Annotated in this window: 15 protein-coding genes; 8 read left to right on the top strand and 7 right to left on the bottom strand. The window is 44.9% G+C overall.

Features of this window, described 5'->3' with window-relative positions; all coding sequences use genetic code 11:
- Positions 1-51: 51 nt before the first annotated feature.
- The 4 genes from ACM67B_RS10140 to wecB all read right to left on the bottom strand — a co-directional run bounded on the left by ACM67B_RS10140 (position 52) and on the right by wecB (position 6540).
- Positions 52-1137, bottom strand: a complete 1086-nt coding sequence (locus ACM67B_RS10140) for a hypothetical protein (protein ID WP_416189513.1) — start codon at positions 1135-1137, stop codon at positions 52-54.
- An 80-nt stretch (positions 1138-1217) separates the two neighbouring features.
- Positions 1218-4064, bottom strand: coding sequence for a glycosyltransferase (locus ACM67B_RS10145; RefSeq protein ID WP_416189514.1), 2847 nt, complete (start codon positions 4062-4064; stop codon positions 1218-1220).
- A 57-nt stretch (positions 4065-4121) separates the two neighbouring features.
- Positions 4122-5393, bottom strand: a complete 1272-nt coding sequence (gene wecC / locus ACM67B_RS10150; RefSeq protein ID WP_416189515.1) for a UDP-N-acetyl-D-mannosamine dehydrogenase — start codon at positions 5391-5393, stop codon at positions 4122-4124.
- Between the two features lie 22 nt (positions 5394-5415).
- Entirely contained in the window at positions 5416-6540 is a 1125-nt protein-coding gene (gene wecB, locus ACM67B_RS10155; RefSeq protein ID WP_416189516.1) for a non-hydrolyzing UDP-N-acetylglucosamine 2-epimerase, read from the bottom strand.
- Positions 6541-7004: 464 nt separating this feature from the next.
- Here wecB and galE point away from each other — a divergent pair, with 464 nt between their 5' ends.
- From galE to ACM67B_RS10185, 6 genes are all read left to right on the top strand, one after another.
- The gene (galE, locus tag ACM67B_RS10160; RefSeq protein ID WP_416189517.1) at positions 7005-8021 is read left to right on the top strand and encodes a UDP-glucose 4-epimerase GalE; all 1017 of its coding nucleotides are present in this window, start codon (positions 7005-7007) and stop codon (positions 8019-8021) included.
- 95 nt (positions 8022-8116) lie between these two features.
- Positions 8117-9178 carry a dTDP-glucose 4,6-dehydratase gene (gene rffG / locus ACM67B_RS10165; protein ID WP_416189518.1) on the top strand — a complete coding sequence of 354 codons (1062 nt, stop codon included), beginning with the start codon at positions 8117-8119 and terminating at the stop codon, positions 9176-9178.
- A gap of 67 nt (positions 9179-9245) precedes the next feature.
- Positions 9246-10121 carry a glucose-1-phosphate thymidylyltransferase RfbA gene (rfbA, locus tag ACM67B_RS10170; protein WP_416189519.1) on the top strand — a complete coding sequence of 292 codons (876 nt, stop codon included), beginning with the start codon at positions 9246-9248 and terminating at the stop codon, positions 10119-10121.
- 53 nt (positions 10122-10174) lie between these two features.
- Complete coding sequence (gene rfbC / locus ACM67B_RS10175; RefSeq protein WP_416190563.1) at positions 10175-10714, top strand: dTDP-4-dehydrorhamnose 3,5-epimerase; 540 nt, start codon at positions 10175-10177, stop codon at positions 10712-10714.
- A gap of 162 nt (positions 10715-10876) precedes the next feature.
- Complete coding sequence (locus ACM67B_RS10180; RefSeq protein WP_416189520.1) at positions 10877-12928, top strand: capsular polysaccharide biosynthesis protein; 2052 nt, start codon at positions 10877-10879, stop codon at positions 12926-12928.
- Positions 12929-13097: 169 nt separating this feature from the next.
- Positions 13098-14327: a capsule biosynthesis protein gene (locus ACM67B_RS10185; protein ID WP_416190564.1), complete on the top strand. Its 1230-nt coding sequence runs from the start codon at positions 13098-13100 to the stop codon at positions 14325-14327.
- Positions 14328-14408: 81 nt separating this feature from the next.
- On the opposite strand, the gene ACM67B_RS10190 is transcribed toward ACM67B_RS10185, so the two are convergent.
- Positions 14409-15113 (bottom strand): fumarylacetoacetate hydrolase family protein, encoded by a 705-nt coding sequence (locus ACM67B_RS10190; protein WP_416189521.1) that lies wholly within the window; start codon positions 15111-15113, stop codon positions 14409-14411.
- Positions 15114-15344: 231 nt separating this feature from the next.
- On the opposite strand from ACM67B_RS10190, the gene ACM67B_RS10195 reads away from it, so the two are divergent.
- Positions 15345-16349, top strand: coding sequence for a quinone-dependent dihydroorotate dehydrogenase (locus ACM67B_RS10195; RefSeq protein ID WP_416189522.1), 1005 nt, complete (start codon positions 15345-15347; stop codon positions 16347-16349).
- A gap of 68 nt (positions 16350-16417) precedes the next feature.
- Here the strand turns inward: ACM67B_RS10195 and ACM67B_RS10200 are convergent, their stop codons facing one another.
- Entirely contained in the window at positions 16418-16966 is a 549-nt protein-coding gene (locus tag ACM67B_RS10200) for a carboxymuconolactone decarboxylase family protein (RefSeq protein WP_416189523.1), read from the bottom strand.
- A gap of 346 nt (positions 16967-17312) precedes the next feature.
- Here ACM67B_RS10200 and polA point away from each other — a divergent pair, with 346 nt between their 5' ends.
- A complete protein-coding gene (polA, locus tag ACM67B_RS10205; protein WP_416189524.1) occupies positions 17313-20108 on the top strand; it encodes a DNA polymerase I in 2796 nt (931 codons plus the stop codon).
- 117 nt (positions 20109-20225) lie between these two features.
- Here the strand turns inward: polA and ACM67B_RS10210 are convergent, their stop codons facing one another.
- On the bottom strand, positions 20226-20528 hold the full coding sequence (locus ACM67B_RS10210; protein WP_416189525.1) for a hypothetical protein: 303 nt from the start codon (positions 20526-20528) through the stop codon (positions 20226-20228).
- Positions 20529-20591 lie beyond the last annotated feature (63 nt).

Consider the following 20591-nt stretch of genomic DNA (forward strand, 5'->3'; position numbering starts at 1 on the left):
ATTGCCTAGTTAAATTATCACTAATTAAATACAAACTAATTTCATTTAATATCATATAGCTTTGTCATTTATTTGAAGTAGCTCTATTGCTTTTAGCATCATTTCTTCCGTTTCCGGCACATGCCCTCCCTCCTGCTGATAAACCCAAGCAATATTTTGCTTAGCATAAAACAAACCCTCCTTTTCCTTCAAATGTTCGCCTCCTACAGCATGCCAGAACGGCTTAAAGTGAACTTCATAATGATGGGCATCCAAAATGTTTTGCAGCAGTAAAATTCGAGATTGAGTTACATCTCTCCAATGAAATGACATATCTACACGCGATGTAAAACGATAATGAACTTCCCTAAAATCAAGATCATTAAAGCAGTATTTTCTTATTAAATCAACTTGATGATAGGCCTCATACGCCAAAGCATGAGTCTGCGGATTGATAGCGATGGCTGCAGATTCATTCACTTCCTTAGACAAATAAAGCGCAGCAAATCCTCCAGCGGAAGACCCATAAAATATGACATTGCGACTAGGAATTTTATTAAATTTTACAAAATCTAAAATAAAATCAGCAAGTTCCTTAGAAGCGTTTTTTTCAGCTGTACCAATAAACCAACCTAAATTTAAATCTTCATTAATTTCTAAAGTGGGGTCTGCAACACACATTACATTACCAGGAAATAAATTTTTAAAAGCCCATGTCCATCTATTAAAAACAGGTAATGAATTTTTAGATCTATTGGTTGCAGCCGAGAGTATAACAAATAATGTGTTAGAATGTGTTTTACTTGGTATATATAAACAAGGAAACTTCCAATTATCCGTTTTTAAATTATATGCAGAATGTTTTTCCGTAATATCACCTACTTGGTTTTGAGATATTTCTAATGGGTTAGCAAAAATAGGGTGCGACTTTACCGTTTGAATATCGTCACCATTTTTAGCAAAGCCTACAATTCGATAATACCCAGGTATTCCCTCAGTATCAAAAGAATAAATATTATTATTTTGATACCATTCGACATGAATTTTTTGCTCATTACGATAGACATAGAAAGCAAATAGAAACTCACCTTTTATAATGGCTTCAGTTATAATTTCTGATGTTAAGATATGATTGTTTGTCGAAACAACTATTTTCATATCAGTTCTTTCTCTTCATAGTTGCAGAACATCACCAAGATAACACTTAAGCGATACCGAAATTGAGTTAGATTGAAACTTTACGAGTCGTACATCTTTTGGATTTGATCTAAAATTTCACAACAGTATTTCTTGTCTCTCTCTTCAACACATGATAATTTATGAAGATACCAATCTTTATAAAACAAAGGAAATTTATTATCCCGATAATGCTCAAAAACCCCAAGTCTTTTCAGCTTCTCCACTTGATATTTTTCCAATATTAGAGATTTCTCAAAAAAATTCTTATCAACAATATTGGTTACAGAACTTTTTCTTTCGGCATAGTAGTTAATATATGCTGATGATGAAAATAACCCACCATTAGCACTTGCCATAATCTCATGGCCAAATAAGGTATCTTGACCTACCGCTCTTTCTACAAAGTGAATTTCGTTTTCAATGATAAGCGACTTTCTACAGATAAATGCCTGAGTTGAAATAATTGGATAATTTTTGTGAGTTATGAAATGCTTTGTATCTGCGATATAAGATACTTGCTTATCCGTATGATAGGCATTACGAGTCACACCTTTCTCGGTAATTTTATTTTGATAGCCTGTGATAAAGTCGGCTTTAATATTTTTTGCCGTTTGCTCTCTAAAAATATTGAGCAAGGTGCTATAGCCATTCATCGAAATTTCATTATCAGGGTCAAGATAAGTAATAAATTGGCTTTTTGCCAATTCAAGTCCTTTATTACGAGCTCTTGACGCACTACCGCTTCCGCCTTGCGGATATTTGTACACAACAATATTATGGTATTGATAACTTAACTCATCAATAATTGATAAAGTTTCATGATTCGAACCATCATCAATCAAAATAATTTCAAATTTTTCAAAATTTGCATCTAGCTTCAAACTTGCCAAACATCTATCGCGCAAAAACACACCATTATTATATACTGGGATAATGATTGAAAGTTCAGGCATATCCAATGGTTGCTTTTGAGGAATAAAAGCATCAAGATTAAATGGCTCGACAGCAAATCCAAGATGGCTATTTACCTGCAAAGATCGAGGACTAAAGGCTGATGCCTTAATTAAGCTTTTATCAATAATACAATTTTCGTCAGTATAATCAAAAACCTTGCCTGAAATATTTAAATCATCATTAATTACAGCAGATTTTGTAACAAAATCTACATCAACATACTTAAAGCCATTTATTAGATCTTGCAGATAATGTATGTCGTATTGATTTCTAGAAGAAATGCAGCATACATAATCAATTGCCTGATGTTGGTTTAATTCATCAACCTGAACAACTTCATAATTTGTATATGTTTGTGGCGGCAAGGCTGCTTGATCATCAAGCTTAATAACCAATACTTTTGGTTGCTCTATACAAATATTAAATCCACACTTTTGCAGCATCTTGACTGATTGGTCAAATACACTTTTATCTAGTAGAACTGTACGCAAAGTATTAACACGGGCTCGCAATTCTTCAAATTGAATCTCTTCGGAATTTTTAAAGATCGGAGATAAATTCTCTTTTTGAGTAATAATCTTGATATTTGGAAATTGATTACTAACTGAAAGTGCATAGTTTGATAGAATGAGGGCTCCTTGAGCTTGCAGTTCATACACTCTCATAGCACACATCGTCATACTATCCTTAATGGAATTAAAATTTGCATTATATCGAAATAGTTTATGAACTTTTTGCAAAAGCTTGTGCTGAATTGCTGGAATTACGCTATCTTGAAACTCTGCTGGAAATTTCAGCTTATCATCGGTTAAGTGTGAATTACGATCAGCAATGATTAATTCTCCGCTAGATGACTGTATAGATGAAAACATTGTATGCATATCCTGACAGCGCTCCGCATAACGCTGAGGATATGATCCGGCAAAAAAGACACCATCAATTACATTGCGATACAGACCAATGGGATTATTGATGGCAGGATTAAATCCATACTCCAGATAATCTACATTTTGATTACCACAATCCCTCTGGTAATCTTGAATTTTTTCGATCGCACTTGTGAATATATAATCAAATTTCTTAGCTATTGGTAAAAAATTCTCATAGTTGCTCGGATCTTCTATGGTTTGAAAGACTGTCTTAATGCCTTGTTGATTACATAAACGAATAATGTCATTAAATGCACACATAGGCTTTTCACGATACTTGATTCCTCTCCAATCATCGCCCTGCATACCAGACCAGCACGAAACATATAGAAATAAATCAATTTTGTTTTTGTCAAAAACTGTCTTATAATTATCTGGATTTACATAATAAAGGTTTTCAAAAGCGCCATTGTAATAGTTAAACATAAATTCATCTGTCACAATAGCCACATTTAATGGAATTTTCTTATAAAAAGCACTGCCATTAGAATCTGGAATCTTTGAAGCTAAATCTTCTAACTTATCGACACTTATTTTTTCTTTTACTTTTGTTTGGCTTTTTACACCCAAAGAAGAATTAAGATAATTTTTACGATGAATTAATAACTCTCCCATGCGAACTGGTTGTATTTTCTTTGGCTTAGTGGCATTCTGTGATATTTTTTGACGATGTTTAGCTCTAGCTTCTAATAGATTTGGGATGAAATATAAAATGCCTTTCAATGTCTTAAGCTTAATTATTGCTTGGCCAAGCCAATATGACAATGTGGTTGATTGATTCTTAAGCTCAATAATTTCGGTATTATATTCAGATGCCAGATGATTATATCTATCAGCAAGCCCTAGAAGTTTTTGTTCCAAATGAACAATATAAGCATTTTGCTCTTCCAACAAGCCATTAAGTCGTTGAACCTCTTTCTTTGCCCTATAAGCTGAATCATTGAATTTTTTTACGTCAGCTTCTAAGATTAAGATCTTATCCTCTAGCTCTTTTGAATTAAATGCAGGTTTTAACTTACTCATCACATCCTCTTATCGTATTCAATTTTTACAAATTCTGAAAAGAAACTCACCAACTAACTAATTCCAAATACCCTTTGTATCCAGAACCAATCCTTTAACATCAATCAGTTGCGCACCCTTAAATTCTTTATGATCCACTAAAATAACCACTACATCTGCCTGATTTAGCACATCGTCAAGCTGAACGAGCTTAATACCTTTGTCAGCTAGTTTTGTTGGCAATTCATCTACATTTGGCTCTACCGCCAAGATTTGATTTGGATATTTCTCTGCCAGTTTTTCAGTGATTTTTAGCGCTGGGCTTTCACGCAAATCATCAATATCTGGCTTAAAAGCCAACCCTAAACACGCAATTTTGACATCAGCCACAGTTTTAGTAGGATTTTTTTGCAATACTTGAATAACCGCTTCATCAACTTTGCCAATCACCCATTCAGGCTTACCATCATTGACCAAACGAGCGGTATGAATCAGTTTCGCCAAATCAGGAGTCTTGTTAACAATAAACCATGGATCAACCGCAATGCAATGCCCCCCTACACCGCAACCTGGTTGCAGGATGTTGACACGAGGGTGGCGGTTGGCGAGTGAAATCAATTCCCACACGTTGATATCCAGTTTGTCGCAAATAATGGAAAGTTCGTTGGCAAAGGCGATGTTTACGTCGCGGAAAGAGTTTTCGGTTAGTTTGCACATTTCGGCTGTGCGGGCATTGGTAATAATACAGTCGCCTTTTACAAAAGTTTTATACAGGGCTACGGCTTGTTCCGAGCATTTCGAGGTCATGCCGCCTATGATACGGTCGTTTTCAATCAATTCGCGCATTACTTGGCCGGGGAGCACGCGCTCGGGGCAGTGGGCGATCCGGATATCGGAATCTTCGCCTTTTTGTTGGGGAAAGCTTAAGTCGGGACGTTCTGCGGCCAGCCAGGCAGACATTTGTTCGGTGGCGCCAACGGGCGAGGTGGATTCTAAAATCACTAAGTCGCCTTTTTTCAAAACCGGAGCAATGGCTTTGCTGGCTGCTTCGATGTAGCTTAAGTCGGGTTCGTAATCGTTGCCTTTAAACGGGGTGGGAACGGCGATTAAAAATGCTTCGGCAGGCTCGGGGGTTAAAGTGGCTTTGAGTGTGCCATTGGTAACGCACTGGTGCACGGCGGTATCCAAGTCGGGTTCGACAATGTGGATTTTCCCCTGATTGATGGTGTCGACGGCGTGTTGGTTGACATCTACGCCGATAACTTTCACGCCGTGGCCGGCAAAAGCAGCGGCGGTGGGCAGGCCGATATAGCCTAAGCCGATAACTGAAATTGTTTTATTTTTGTACATAATCATTCCTATAAATAAAAATTTAATTTGATTTAAAAACCTTAAGAATTTTTTCTACTGATGTTCCATCGCCGTAGGGGTTATGAGCCTCTGACATCACCTGATACTGAAGCTTATCTCTTAAAAGTGTATTGACCTCTTGAACGATTTTTTCATAATTAGTCCCAACCAATTTGACTGTACCAGCTTGTACTGCCTCAGGCCGTTCTGTAGTATCTCTCATAACCAAAACAGGTTTTCCTAGTGAAGGTGCTTCTTCTTGAATACCACCAGAATCGGTCAAAATTAGATATGACTTTTTCATTAAATATGTAAATGAGAAATAATCTAAAGGCTCAATCAAATGAACATTAGCTTTATTTGCCAATAATCTTTGTACAGGCTCTCTTACATTTGGGTTTAGGTGAACTGGATAAACAAAACGTACTCTTGGATTATCATCTGATAATTTTGCGATGGCCTTACAAATATTCTCGAAACCTTGGCCAAAGTTCTCTCTTCGGTGACCGGTTATGAGTACTACTTTATCATCTGATAAAAATTCAAAATCTGATTGTAATTTTTCATATAACTGTTTATCTTGTTCAATTTTTTCAGAAGCTAGAAATAAAGCATCAATTACTGTATTGCCTGTTACATAAATTTTATCAATAGAAACACTTTCTTTAATTAGATTTTCTTGCGTACTCTGAGTTGGGGTGAAATGATATTTAGCTAATGCACCTGTTAATTTACGATTACCTTCTTCCGGCCATGGCGAGTAAATATTCCCCGTTCTCAAACCTGCTTCAATATGAGCAATATCGATTTGATTGTAATATGCAGCTAAAGAGCTAGCTAGGGTAGTCGCCGTATCACCATGTACAAAAATTACGGTAGGCTTATAGTCCTCAATTACAGGCTGTATCTTTTGTAGGATAGTCGCTGTAATATCTGATAAAGTTTGCCCACTGCTCATAATATCTAAATCATAATCAGGCTTTATCTCAAAGAGCTTCAATACTTGATCAAGCATTTGCCGATGTTGTGCGGTAACACAAACTTTAAAATCAAAATTGAGCTTTTTGAGCCCGTCAACAAGCGGCGCCATCTTGATGGCTTCTGGACGTGTTCCAAATACAACTAAGAATTTTTGTGTGGCATTCATAGCTTTCCGTTATCCAATGGTTATTTTTGAATTCTTAAAGTCGTTTAGTATATAATAACTTAGCAAACATTTTAAATTAATTTATTTTTTTTTACAAATGGTTGTGGGAACTTTGTCTGTTTTTTATTAGTTTATGCTTTAAACATCCTTATACATCACCTTCCATATTAAAACTATAGTTAATTTAATCTTATTTACATTCCCTGTGTTATATAACAAATAAGACAATATCATAAAGTGAAATTAAGATTTCGAGAGGTACCCTATTTTTTATTTAATAGATTTGATAGAATTAAATACTTAATTGCATATTAATTTACACATCTAAAAAATTATTAAGATTATTTTTTTATTTATAAGATAATCAAAGCCGAAGTTAATTAATCATATATTTTACTTTCCGGCCTTTATGTTAATTATTTTTCAAAAATCAATTTAATATTCAATATATAAAATCCTAAACTATGAATATTCTCGTTACCGGTGGCACCGGTTTTATTGGTTCGCATACTGTCATTTCTTTGCTGAAAAGCGGCCATCAGGTGGTGATTTTAGATAACCTGTGCAATTCCAGCATCAATATCCTGCCACGCTTGAAAACGATTACCGGCCAAGAGATTCCGTTTTATCAAGGTGATATCCGCGATCGTGAAATTTTGCGCCGTATTTTTGCGGAAAACCGCATTGATTCGGTAATTCATTTTGCCGGCTTAAAAGCGGTAGGCGAAAGTGTGGCCGAGCCGATGAAGTATTATGATAATAATGTTTCGGGCAGCTTGGTGTTGGCAGAAGAAATGGCGCGCGCGGGCGTGTTTAGTATTGTGTTCAGCTCTTCAGCGACGGTTTATGGCGACCCGGGCAAAGTACCTTATACTGAAGACATGCCGCCGGGCGATACCACCAGCCCTTACGGCACATCGAAATCGATGGTAGAACGTATTCTCACCGATATTCAAAAAGCCGACCCGCGCTGGAGCGTGATTTTGTTGCGTTATTTCAATCCAATTGGCGCGCACGAAAGTGGCTTGATTGGTGAACAGCCAAACGGCATTCCAAATAATCTGTTGCCTTATATCTGCCAAGTGGCTGCAGGCAAGCTACCGCAATTGGCGGTATTCGGCGATGACTATCCTACCCCTGATGGCACGGGTATGCGCGACTATATTCATGTGATGGACTTGGCGGAAGGCCATGTCGCCGCTATGCAGGCAAAAAGCAATGTAGCAGGCACACATTTGTTGAACTTAGGTTCCGGCCGCGCTTCTTCAGTATTGGAAATCATCCGCGCATTTGAAGCGGCTGCGGGTTTAACCATTCCATTTGAAATCAAACCGCGCCGCGCCGGTGATTTGGCGTGCTTCTATGCCGACCCTTCTTATACGAAGGCGCAAATCGGCTGGCAAACGCAGCGTGATTTAACCCAAATGATGGAAGATTCATGGCGCTGGGTAAGTAATCATCCGAATGGTTATGATGATTAAGTCATGAAATTGAGAGACCGTCTGAAGTTTCAGACGGCCTTTGTTTGCGATTTATAGTAAAATTTACCTTATCATTTTGGCGATTAATATTCATCATGAAAAAAATCCTTGTCACCGGCGGTGCCGGTTTTATCGGTTCGGCGGTTGTACGCCATATCATCAACGATACGCAAGATGCGGTGGTGAATGTGGATAAGCTCACGTATGCGGGCAATTTGGAATCGCTGGAATCTTTGGCCAATCATCCGCGCTATGCGTTTGAGCAAGTCGATATTTGCGACCGCGCGGCACTGGATCGTGTGTTTGCCGAACACCAGCCGGATGCGGTGATGCACTTGGCAGCAGAAAGCCATGTTGACCGCAGTATTGATGGCCCAGCGGCATTTATTGAAACCAATATTGTCGGTACTTACACGCTTTTGGAAGCGGCGCGCGCGTATTGGCATGATATGCCGTCTGAAAAAAAAGCGGCTTTCCGTTTCCATCATATTTCGACTGATGAAGTGTATGGCGATTTGCACGGCACGGATGATTTGTTTACCGAAACCACGCCTTACGCCCCTTCCAGTCCTTATTCGGCTTCCAAAGCCTCCAGCGACCATTTGGTGCGCGCATGGCTGCGTACTTACGGCCTGCCGACCATTGTAACCAATTGTTCCAACAACTACGGCCCTTATCATTTTCCTGAAAAACTGATTCCACTGATGATTCTGAATGCGCTTGATGGCAAACCGCTGCCGGTGTATGGCGACGGTATGCAGATTCGTGATTGGTTGTTTGTCGAAGATCATGCGCGTGCGCTGTATCAAGTGGTCACAGAAGGCGAAATCGGCGAAACTTACAACATTGGTGGCCACAATGAAAAAGCCAACATTGAAGTGATGCGCACCATTTGCGCCCTGTTGGAAGAATTGGTGCCAAACAAACCGCAAGGCGTGGCGCGTTATGAAGATTTGATTACCTATGTCAAAGACCGCCCCGGCCATGATGTGCGCTATGCGATTGATGCCGCAAAAATCGGCCGTGAGTTGGGTTGGCAGCCGCAAGAAACTTTTGAAAGCGGCATCCGCAAAACAGTGGAATGGTATTTAAACAATCAAACTTGGTGGTCGCGCGTGTTAGACGGCAGCTATAATCGTGAGCGTTTGGGCAGTTAAACAATAAGAATATGTTCAGGCGGCATGAAGGCCGTCTGAACACCAACTACACAAGGAAAACAAGCTTATGAAAGGCATTATTCTCGCAGGCGGCAGCGGCACACGCCTTTACCCGATTACCCGCGGCGTATCAAAGCAATTACTGCCGGTGTACAACAAACCGATGATTTATTACCCCTTATCGGTGTTGATGTTGGCCGGCATCCGCGATGTGCTGGTGATTACCACGCCGGAAGATAACGATGCTTTCCGCCGCTTACTGGGTGATGGCAGCGATTTCGGTATTCAAATTTCCTACGCCATCCAACCCAGCCCCGATGGTTTGGCGCAAGCCTTTTTAATTGGTGAAGAATTTATCGGCGATGATTCGGTGTGTTTGGTGTTGGGCGACAATATTTTCTATGGCCAGCATTTCAGCCAATCCCTGAAAGAAGCCGCCGCTTCCGTGGAAACCAAAGGTGCTACCGTATTCGGCTATCAAGTGAAAGATCCCGAGCGTTTCGGTGTGATTGAGTTTGATGAGAATTTCAAAGCCCTGTCAATCGAAGAAAAACCGAAACAACCTAAATCCGATTGGGCGGTAACCGGTCTCTATTTCTACGATAATCGCGTGGTCGAGTTTGCCAAACAAGTGAAGCCGTCTGAACGCGGCGAATTGGAAATCACCACCTTGAATCAAATGTATTTGGACGATGGCTCACTCAATGTCCAACTGCTCGGCCGTGGTTTTGCTTGGCTCGATACCGGCACCCACGCCAGCCTATTGGAAGCGGCTTCGTTTGTCGAAACCATTGAAAACATTCAAAATCTACAAGTGGCCTGTTTGGAAGAAATCGCTTGGCGCAATGGCTGGCTGAGCAGCGATGAAGTCAGAGCATTAGCGAAGCCGATGTGTAAAAACGAATATGGCCAATATTTATTGCGCTTGGTTGGAAAAGATTAAAAGGTGCTTTTACCAATTTTGAGGCCGTCTGAAACGCTTTTTAGGAAATCATGATGAATATCATCGACACCCGTATTCCCGATGTCAAATTGCTCGAACCCAAAGTCTTCGGTGACGAGCGTGGTTTTTTTATGGAAACCTTCCGCGATGAATGGTTCCGCCAAAATGTGGCCGAACGCACTTTTGTGCAGGAAAACCACAGTAAATCCAGCCAAGGCGTGTTACGCGGTTTACATTATCAAACCGAAAATACACAAGGCAAGCTGGTGCGTGTGGTATCAGGTGAAGTCTTTGATGTCGCCGTGGATATGCGCCGCGATAGCCCTACTTTCGGCCATTGGGTCGGCGAGATTTTATCGGCAGACAACAAACGCCAATTATGGGTACCGGAAGGGTTTGCCCACGGCTTTTACGTGTTGAGCGATGAAGCGGAATTTGTCTACAAATGCACCGACTATTACAACCCGAATGCGGAACATTCCCTGATTTGGAATGATGCCACTGTGGGAATCAATTGGCCTTTATCGGGCGAACCAAGCCTATCGACCAAAGATTTGGCAGGTAAGATGCTTGCTGAAGCGGCCACATTTTAATTTTCACTTTTAGGTCATCGTGGGTAATTTGTAGCAAGATGACCTAATTTTTACCAGCTAGCCTACTTAACTAAATTTCTACTATATTTAAATAGTCAGAAAATTTACACAAAATCTGTTAATAAGATATTATATTGTCAGTAATATTTTTTCCTATTTATTGTGATTCCTGCCTACATTCCTCTTCGCTCTTTCGGTATACGTAAAATTCCGAATATTACGCAATTTCTACCGGAATATTCACTTAGCAAAACCGTATTCAACGCCCAAACCATCATTGGCTGGGGCTTACGCCCGACCACCCACCAAGCACGTGCTTTTGCACAATCACATGGCTTGCCGTTTGTCGCATTGGAAGACGGCTTTTTGCGCTCACTGGGCTTAGGCGTGGCCGGTTATCCACCGTTTGCACTGGTTTACGACGATATCGGCATCTATTACGACACAACTCGCCCATCGCGTTTGGAGCAGTTAGTTTTAGCCGCCGATATGCCGTCTGAAATGCTTAACCAAGCACAGCAGGCAATCGATTTGATTTTGACGCACCGTTTGTCTAAATATAACCATGCGCCAGATTTTTCAGACGGCCTCGTACAAGACAGTAAAAACATTGTTTTGGTAATTGATCAAACTTTCGGCGATATGGCGATTCAATATGGCGGCGCAGATGAAGCCACATTCCGCCAAATGTTTCAGACGGCCTTAGCCGAAAATCCCGATGCGGAAATTTGGGTTAAAACCCACCCCGATGTATTGAGCGGCAAGAAGCAAGGTTATCTCACCGATTTGGCACAGCAGCCGCGTGTGCGTTTATTGGCTGAAGACATTAATCCGATTTCGCTGCTGCAAGCTGTAGACAAAGTGTATTGCGTGACCTCGCAAATGGGTTTTGAAGCCTTATTGTGCGGCAAGCCTTTGATAACGTTTGGTTTGCCGTGGTATGCCGGCTGGGGGGTAAGTGACGACCGTCATCCTGATATTGCAAAGCTGGTGGATGAAGGCCGCCGTGCGCCACGTTCGCTATTGCAGCTGTTTGCCGCGGCTTACCTGCAATACAGCCGCTACCTGAATCCGAATACGGGCAAGGCCGGTACGCTGTTTGATGTGATTGACTATCTAGCCGCCGCCCGCCGCTTGAATGAAAAGCTGCGTGGCGAGTTGTATTGTGTGGGCATATCGCTGTGGAAACAGGCGGTGATGAAGCCGTTTTTCAATGTGCCTTCATGCCGTCTGAAATTTGTGAAATCGGTTAAAAAGCTGAAAAACATTGATTTTGCCGCCGATGCGCGTGTGCTGGCTTGGGGCAACGGCAAGCAGGCCGTGATTGATTTTGCCCAAAGCCGTGGCTTACCGCTATTGAGAATGGAAGACGGCTTTATCCGTTCGGTGGGTTTGGGGTCGAACTTAGTGCCGGCATTGTCTTTGGTCACCGACGACATGGGAATTTATTTCAACGCTGAAACGCCGTCACGCTTGGAATATATCCTGCAAAATCAAGCTTTCAGTGAACAGGATTTTCAGACGGCCTCCATGCTGCAACAGGCACTAACCGAGCACCACATCAGCAAATACAATGTCGGTAATCAGGTGTTTACCCCGCCCAACACCAGCCAAACCGTGATTCTGGTGCCGGGTCAGGTGGAAGACGATGCCTCCATCCGACATGGTTCGCCTGAAATTTACCGCAATCTGGATTTGCTCCGCACCGTACGCGAGAGCAACCCTAAAGCCTATATTATTTACAAACCGCATCCCGATGTGGTCAGCGGCAACCGAGTCGGCCACATCAGCGCGGAAGACATGGCACGCCACGCCGATCAAACCGCCCCCGAAGCCGATATTCTCACCTGCCTGCAATACGCCGATGAAGTACACACCATGACCTCGCTCACCGGCTTTGAAGCCTTGTTGCGTGGCAAAAAAGTGGTGTGTTACGGGCTGCCGTTTTACGCCGGCTGGGGCTTGACCGAAGACCGTTTACCCATTGCACGCCGTACACGCCGTTTGAAACTGTGGGAGCTTATCGCCGGTACCTTAATTTACTATCCGGGCTATGTCCACCCGGATACCCGTCGTATGATTGATGCCGCTACCGCCATCGATGTATTGAAAACGCAAAAAGCATTGCAAAAAAACAACAGCCGACTACATAAAAGCTGGTTAAGCAAGCAAATCGGTAAAATCAAACAATTATATCGATCTTTAGTCGGGTAAATGCCAACAGCGGCCACAGGCTATGCCATGTTGTTAACAACGGCGTGCTTTACCTGGCTGCTGATGCATCGTATCCTTATCAATCGGCTGCATAGCCATAAACAAAATGGAAACCTTACAACAACTCAACATTCCATTTTTATCCAGTTTCTATGTGTACACGACCCTAATGAACCATTTATTTAAAAGCTATCTTCATGAACTAGTAGCAACTGCCGAACGCATTTTGCTGCTGCAGGGGCCTGTCGGGGCTTTTTTTCAGCATTTTGCAGCGTGGCTGACAGATACCCATGGAAAAACTGTTCACAAATTCAACTTTAATGCCGGTGATGAATACTTCTACCCCGAGACCATCGCGCATACTCATGCCTACCTGGGAAACTATCACGATTTCCCAGCTTATCTTGAAACTTACATCAAAGAATACCGCATTCAGGCTGTGGTCTGCTTCGGTGATACCCGCCCTTATCACCTGCAGGCACGTCAGGTAAGCGAACAATACGGTGTGAATTTTTGGGCTTTTGAAGAAGGCTATTTCCGTCCTTTCTTTATTACCTTAGAAAAATCAGGCGTCAATGCTTTTTCTCCGCTGCCACGTACTGCCGGCTTTTTTAATGCGCAATTTCCTCTATTGGCCACCCAGGAATATCAAGATCCTGCCCCTGTACCCGGTGGCTTTAAGCCCATGGCACAAAATGCGGCCCGATACTATATTGAAGCCAACCGCCGACGTAAAAAATACCCATACTATATACACCATCGCGCCTTCAATTTGGACCATTACGCCAAGTTATGGTCATTATCCACATTTAAACGGCTGTGCTACTGGATTGAAGATGCCAACTTTGCCAAACAAATCGAGGCAGGGAGATTCGGTAAGTTTTTTGTGGTGCCGCTACAGGTCTTCAACGACAGTCAGGTGCGTATCCATTGCGACTTTTCAACGGTGCGCAGCTTTTTATTGCATGTTCTTACTTCATTTTCCATGCATGCGCCTGATGATGTGACGCTGATCATCAAGCATCATCCGATGGATCGCGGCTTTATTGATTATGGCCGGGTGATTAAGTGTTTTATCAAAAAGCATCCCCGATTGAAAGGGCGGATTGTTTATGTCCATGATGTGCCGTTACCGGTTTTTTTGCGCCACGGCATCGGCATGGTGACCATAAACAGCACCAGCGGTTTATCCGCCTTGATTCACAATATGCCGGTTAAGGTATTGGGCAGGGCACACTACGACATCGACGGCATGACTTATCAAGGCAAATTGGCTGATTTTTGGAAAAACCCGACACCACCGGATAGCAGCTTATTTCATGCATACCGCATGTTTCACATCAACATGACCCAAATCAACGGCAGCTTTTACAGCCGCGTTAATTTTCCGGACATCTGACACCCGCCGAACCGATGCCACGTAACCAAGGCCGTCTGAACAATCATCTTTCAGACGGCCTGTTTTATTAAAACCCTACACTTACTTAATGCACACTGTAATGCTGGTTAAGCCTTCAACTTTCGCGCGAATGGTATCGCCTTTCACCACCGCGCCCACACCTTCGGGCGTACCGGTGAAAATCAAATCGCCCGGTTGCAGGGTAAACAATTCCGATAATTTGGCAATCGTTTCCGCCACGCTCCATGTCAGGTGATTGATGTTGCTGCTTTGCTTGGTTTCACCGTTGACGCTCAATTCAATCGCCGCATCAGATAGCATACCTGTTTCGCTGATGCGGTGCAATTCACCAATCGGCGCCGAAAAATCAAACGCTTTACCGATTTCCCACGGGCGGCCGATTTCACGCATTTGCGCCTGCAAGTCGCGACGGGTCATGTCCAAGCCGACGGCGTAGCCGAAAATATGGCTTTCCGCATCTTCTGCACGGATATTTTGGCCGCCCTTGCCGATGGCCACCACCAGTTCCACTTCGTAATGATAGTTTGATGTCAAACTCGGATACGGCAAATCCACGATTTCATTGGCCGCCACCGGCACGATGGATTGGCAGTCGTTCGGTTTGCAAAAGAAAAACGGCGGCTCGCGGTCGGGATCAGAACCCATCTCGCGCGCATGATCGGCATAATTGCGGCCGACGCAATACACGCGGCGCACGGAATATTGGTCGCTGCTGCCGGCCACCGGCAAAGCGGCCGTCTGAACCGGCTCGAAAACGTATGACATGATTTCTCCTTTGTTTTTCATCAAGACAATTTGGCCGACAGTTTAGCAGATTCGTTTAAGCTGATGTGTGTTTTTGCTTAAGCGTGGATTCATCAGGCCACAACCTTTGAAAACCTCAGGTTTGGATACAAGAAGCTTGACCATTATCAGCTTACAAACTGTTTCAGACGGCCTAAGCCATTTTTTCAGGTAAAATACCGCCATTGTTTCCACTATTGAGAAAGCCTGCCCATGTATGCCCTTGCCCGATCTGTTCTGTTTAAAATCAATCCCGAAACCACCCACAATATGACCATCAAAGGTCTGCAAATCTGCAGCAAACTCGGTCTGATGCCGATGGCCGACAACCACGGCAAAGCCACCAAACTGATGGGGCTGCATCTGCCCAATCCGGTCGGCTTGGCGGCAGGTTTAGACAAAAACGGCGAATGCATCGATGCCTTCGGCGCACTCGGTTTCGGCTTTCTTGAAGTCGGCACCGTTACCCCCAAACCACAACCCGGCAACCCACAACCGCGCCTGTTCCGTGTACCTGAACATCAAGGCATCATCAACCGCATGGGCTTCAACAACCACGGCATCGATACCATGATTCGCAACATCGAAGCCAGCAGCTACAAAGGCATTTTGGGCATCAACATCGGTAAGAACGCCGTGACCCCGATTGAACATGCCGCCGATGATTACCTGATTTGTTTGGAAAAAGCCTACGCCCATGCCGATTACATCGCCATTAATATTTCTTCGCCCAACACTAAAAACCTGCGTGCGCTGCAAGGCGGCGACGAATTGAGCGCCTTGCTGGAAACCTTGAAAAACAAACAGGCGCACTTACACGCGGCACACGGTAAATACGTGCCGCTGGCGGTGAAAATCGCCCCTGATTTGGACGAAGCGCAAATCGAAGACATCGCCCACGTGGTCAAAAGCATACAAATGGACGGCCTCATCGCCACCAACACCACCATCGACAAATCGTCATTAGGCAACCACGTCTTAGCGCAAGAACAAGGCGGCTTGAGCGGCTTGCCGGTGCGCGAAAAAAGCAACCAAGTGCTGAAATTATTGGCCGAACACATCGACGGCGCATTGCCGATTATCGGTGTCGGCGGCATTATGGAAGGCCGCGACGCCGCCGAAAAAATCCGCTTAGGCGCGACCGCCGTGCAAGTATACAGTGGCTTAATCTACCAAGGCCCTGCGCTGGTGAAAGATTGCGTGGCCGCGATTCGTTAAACGTAATCATCAATAAACAAAGGCCGTCTGAACATTTCAGACGGCCTTTGTTTATTTCAAACCAATCATTAAGCGTATGCTTGCAATTCTGGGTTGATTTCAGATTGTGCCAAGTTGTTGGCATAGTTGCACAAGGTCGCCAAAGCCACGCCCATCACCACTTCAACCGCTTGCTGCTGGTTGTAACCGGCATCGAAGAAAGCTTGCAATTCGGCATCGGCTACCGCGCCTTTTTTCGCCATCACGGCTTGGGTAAACGCTGCCAATGCAGACAATTTCTCATCGTCAAATGCACCCGCATCCAAAGCGCGCGCGGCTTGGATAGATTGCTCAGACATCAGCTTTTTCAAGGTCGCCAATTTGGTGTGGCCGGCCACGCAGAAGCCGCATTCGTTGGTTTTGGCAGCGATGATTTGCACCACTTCCACTTCACCGGCGGTCAGACTGTTGGCGGCATTCATCTTGCCGACTTCTTGATAAAACGCCAAGGCTTCAGGAGCATTCGACAAAACGCCGATTAAATTCGGGATAAAGCCGTTGTTTTTCAAAACCGCTTCCATGCGTGGTTTCGCAGCTTCAGGAACGGTATCCAAATTGTGTACAGTCAAACGTGCCATGATGATTTCCTTTATCAATCAAATAAAAATAAACAAGCCATGCTAGCCGATTCGTGCGGATAGTAAAAGCACTAAAAGTTATTTGCTTAAAACCAAAAGCTATATTAACAGCAGATATATGATTTTATTCAAAATTAAATTACTATCATCACATTAGCTTATTTATTAATACACCATCTGACACTATTTCCCAACATTGCATAAATTTATGGCGGTTATTTCATATACCTGCCAAACCACAGCCGCAATATATAAAGAACGCTGTCTTTTCCTTTATAATGTACTTTATTCTCTTAGATTTCAGACGGCCTGTTTCATCACGCGCCGTTGTTGCAAAGGCTTTACCATGTCATCAAACCAAACCCTGCTGTTAGTCGACGGCTCATCTTACCTCTACCGCGCCTACCACGCGATGGCGCCGCTTACCGCACCTGACGGCACGCCCACCGGCGCGGTGTATGGCGTGTTGAACATGTTGCGCCGACTGCGTGCCGACCATGTGCACGATTATTGCGCAGTAGTGTTTGATGCCAAAGGCAAAAATTTCCGCCACGATATGTTTGCCGACTACAAAGCCACCCGCCCGCCTATGCCCGATGATTTGCGCCCGCAAGCGGAAATACTGCCGGAACTGGTGCGGCTGATGGGCTGGCCGGTGTTGGTGATTCCGGGCGTGGAAGCCGATGACGTGATTGGCACGCTGGCGCAACAAGGCGGCAAGGCGGGCATGAACGTGATTGTGTCCACCGGCGACAAAGACATGGCGCAATTGGTCAACGAACAAGTCACTTTAGTCAACACCATGAGCGGCGAAACGCTCGACAGCGAAGGCGTGGCCGCCAAATTCGGCGTGCGCCCTGACCAAATCCGCGATTATCTGGCCCTGATGGGCGATAAAGTGGACAACGTACCGGGCGTGGAAAAATGCGGCCCGAAAACCGCCGTCAAATGGCTGGAGCAATACGGCTCACTCGAAGGCGTGATGGCCAACGCAGCTGAAATCAAAGGCAAAGTCGGCGAAAACCTGCAAGCCGCCCTGCCGCGCCTGCCTTTGTCGTATGAATTGGTGACGATTAAAACCGATGTGGATTTGCACGGCGAGCTTTCAGACGGCCTCGACAGCCTGCGCCGCCAAACCCCGAAATGGTCGCAATTGGCAGTCGAATTCAAGCGCCTCAACTTCCGCACTTGGCTCAAAGAAGCGGAAGAGCGTCTGCGCGAAACGGCTCAAGGCGATGATTTGTTTGGCAATCTCGACATCGGCGAACAAGCCGCGTTGGCCGCTGAAATGCCGTCTGAACACATCATCACCCAAGCCGAAAAACCGGCCAAGCTGGATTACCAAGCCATCACCACCGAAGCGCAGTTTGCCGACTTATTAAGCAAACTCACCGCCGCACACACCATCGGCCTCGACACCGAAACCACCTCACTCGATGCCATGAACGCGCAATTGGTCGGCATCAGCATCGCCTTTGCCGCCGGCGAAGCGGTGTATATTCCGGTCGGCCACACACCGGCCGCCGCACCCGACCAATTGCCTTTGAAAGACGTATTAGGCCGTCTGAAACCTTTTTTAGAAAGCGAAACGCTGCACAAAATCGGCCAAAACCTGAAATACGACCAACACGTGTTCGCCAATTACGACATCGCGCTTCAAGGCATCAGCGGCGATGCCATGCTCGCTTCTTATATTGTGGAAAGCCATTTGGGACACGGCTTGGATGAGCTGGCCGAGCGTTGGCTGGGCTTGGAAACCGTGACCTACGAATCCTTGTGCGGCAAGGGTGCGAAAGCGATTTCGTTTGCCGATGTCGCCTTAGAACAAGCCACCGAATACGCCTGCCAAGATGCCGATTTCGCTCTGCGCATCGAAAACCATTTGGTCAAACAAATGGACAACAAGCAGCGCGATATTTATCAAAACATGGAATTGCCCGTGGCGCAGGTGTTGTTTGAAATGGAGCGCACCGGCGTGCAAATCGACAAAGCCGAATTGGCCGCCCAAAGCCACGAGCTCGGCCGCCGCTTGCTCGAATTGGAACAGCAAGCCTATGAAGCCGCCGGTCAGCCGTTTAACCTCAATTCTCCAAAACAGCTGCAAGAAATCTTGTTTGGCAAAATGGGGATTCCGACCAAAGGCCTGAAAAAAACCGCGTCCGGCGGCGTATCGACCAACGAAGCCGTGTTAGAACAACTGGCCGCTGATTTTCCATTACCGAAAATCATCTTGGAAAACCGTGGTTTAGCCAAGCTCAAATCCACCTACACCGACAAGCTGCCGGAAATGGTCAACCCGCGCACCGGCCGCGTACACACCACCTACGCCCAAGCCGTCGCCATCACCGGCCGCCTGGCGAGCAACAACCCCAACCTGCAAAACATCCCCATCCGCACCGAAGAAGGCCGCAAAGTGCGCCGTGCCTTCAATGCACCGGCCGGCAGCGTGATTGTGTCTGCCGACTACTCACAAATCGAATTGCGGATTATGGCACATTTGAGCGGCGACAAAACCCTGCTCGAAGCCTTCCAAAACGGCGAAGACGTACACCGCCGCACCGCCGCCGAAGTGTTCGGCGTTGCCCCTGAAAACGTCAGCGCCGACCAACGTCGCTACGCCAAAACCATCAACTTCGGCCTGATTTACGGCATGGGTCAATACGGGCTTGCCAAATCACTCGGCATCGATGCCGTGTCGGCGAAAAACTTTATCGACCGCTACTTCGCCCGCTATCCGGGCGTGGCCGATTACATGCAGCGCACCAAAGAACAAGCCGCGCAGCAAGGCTATGTCGAAACCCAATTCGGCCGCCGCCTCTACCTGCCCGATATCCACAGCAAAAACGGCAACGCCCGCGCCGGTGCCGAACGCGCCGCCATCAACGCCCCTATGCAGGGCACCGCCTCCGACCTCATCAAGCGCGCCATGAAAGACGTGCGCCAATGGCTGCTTTCAGACGGCCTGCAAAGCAAACTGATTATGCAGGTGCATGACGAATTGGTACTGGAAGTAGTGGAATCGGAATTGGATTTAGTCAAACAGAAACTGCCCGAGATTATGGCCGATGTCGCCAAAGGTGAATTGAATGTGCCACTGGTAGCTGAAGTGGGCGTGGGGGAAAATTGGGATGAGGCACATTAACGCCGATTCTGACCCTTCCCATACAACTTTCCATTCACACAAAAAGCCGGTATGTGCATACATGCCGGCTTTTTCTAAGCACAATATCACCTCAGCAAAGCCGATTCATACCGCCTCCTAGTCTGCAAACAACACTTCCCTGTCCCCATGATAATAGTCGCCATTAATTAAAATCTGACACGCCACGCTTGTGCCGGTTGGGCTGTTGCCGACCTTCACGGTGATGTGTGTGCCGTTGATTTCAAAATCTTTGCGATAGCCCAGTATGCGTTTTAGCGGTAACCAAAAACTTTTCTTCAGATAATGCACTTGCTGTCCGTTGATGAGGATTTCTTCCACCGTCGAACCCAACAGATTCCATGAGTTGTGTACCACAATTTCAATGTCTGCATAAACCGTTTGCCAGCTTTTGTGAAACATATACTCCTCCCACAAATTTGGAATACACTGATCATAACACAATGAATCAAAAGGCCGTCTGAA

Source organism: Neisseria sp. CCUG17229 (assembly GCF_047839235.1).
Taxonomy (GTDB): domain Bacteria; phylum Pseudomonadota; class Gammaproteobacteria; order Burkholderiales; family Neisseriaceae; genus Neisseria; species Neisseria brasiliensis.

Coding starts and splice junctions, on each gene's coding strand:
- ACM67B_RS10140 (WP_416189513.1), bottom strand. CDS start 1,137: ATGAAAATAGTTGTTTCGACAAACAATCATATCTTAACATCAGAAATT.
- ACM67B_RS10145 (WP_416189514.1), bottom strand. CDS start 4,064: ATGAGTAAGTTAAAACCTGCATTTAATTCAAAAGAGCTAGAGGATAAG.
- wecC (WP_416189515.1), bottom strand. CDS start 5,393: ATGTACAAAAATAAAACAATTTCAGTTATCGGCTTAGGCTATATCGGC.
- wecB (WP_416189516.1), bottom strand. CDS start 6,540: ATGAATGCCACACAAAAATTCTTAGTTGTATTTGGAACACGTCCAGAA.
- galE (WP_416189517.1), top strand. CDS start 7,005: ATGAATATTCTCGTTACCGGTGGCACCGGTTTTATTGGTTCGCATACT.
- rffG (WP_416189518.1), top strand. CDS start 8,117: ATGAAAAAAATCCTTGTCACCGGCGGTGCCGGTTTTATCGGTTCGGCG.
- rfbA (WP_416189519.1), top strand. CDS start 9,246: ATGAAAGGCATTATTCTCGCAGGCGGCAGCGGCACACGCCTTTACCCG.
- rfbC (WP_416190563.1), top strand. CDS start 10,175: ATGAATATCATCGACACCCGTATTCCCGATGTCAAATTGCTCGAACCC.
- ACM67B_RS10185 (WP_416190564.1), top strand. CDS start 13,098: ATGAACCATTTATTTAAAAGCTATCTTCATGAACTAGTAGCAACTGCC.
- ACM67B_RS10190 (WP_416189521.1), bottom strand. CDS start 15,113: ATGTCATACGTTTTCGAGCCGGTTCAGACGGCCGCTTTGCCGGTGGCC.
- ACM67B_RS10195 (WP_416189522.1), top strand. CDS start 15,345: ATGTATGCCCTTGCCCGATCTGTTCTGTTTAAAATCAATCCCGAAACC.
- ACM67B_RS10200 (WP_416189523.1), bottom strand. CDS start 16,966: ATGGCACGTTTGACTGTACACAATTTGGATACCGTTCCTGAAGCTGCG.
- polA (WP_416189524.1), top strand. CDS start 17,313: ATGTCATCAAACCAAACCCTGCTGTTAGTCGACGGCTCATCTTACCTC.
- ACM67B_RS10210 (WP_416189525.1), bottom strand. CDS start 20,528: ATGTTTCACAAAAGCTGGCAAACGGTTTATGCAGACATTGAAATTGTG.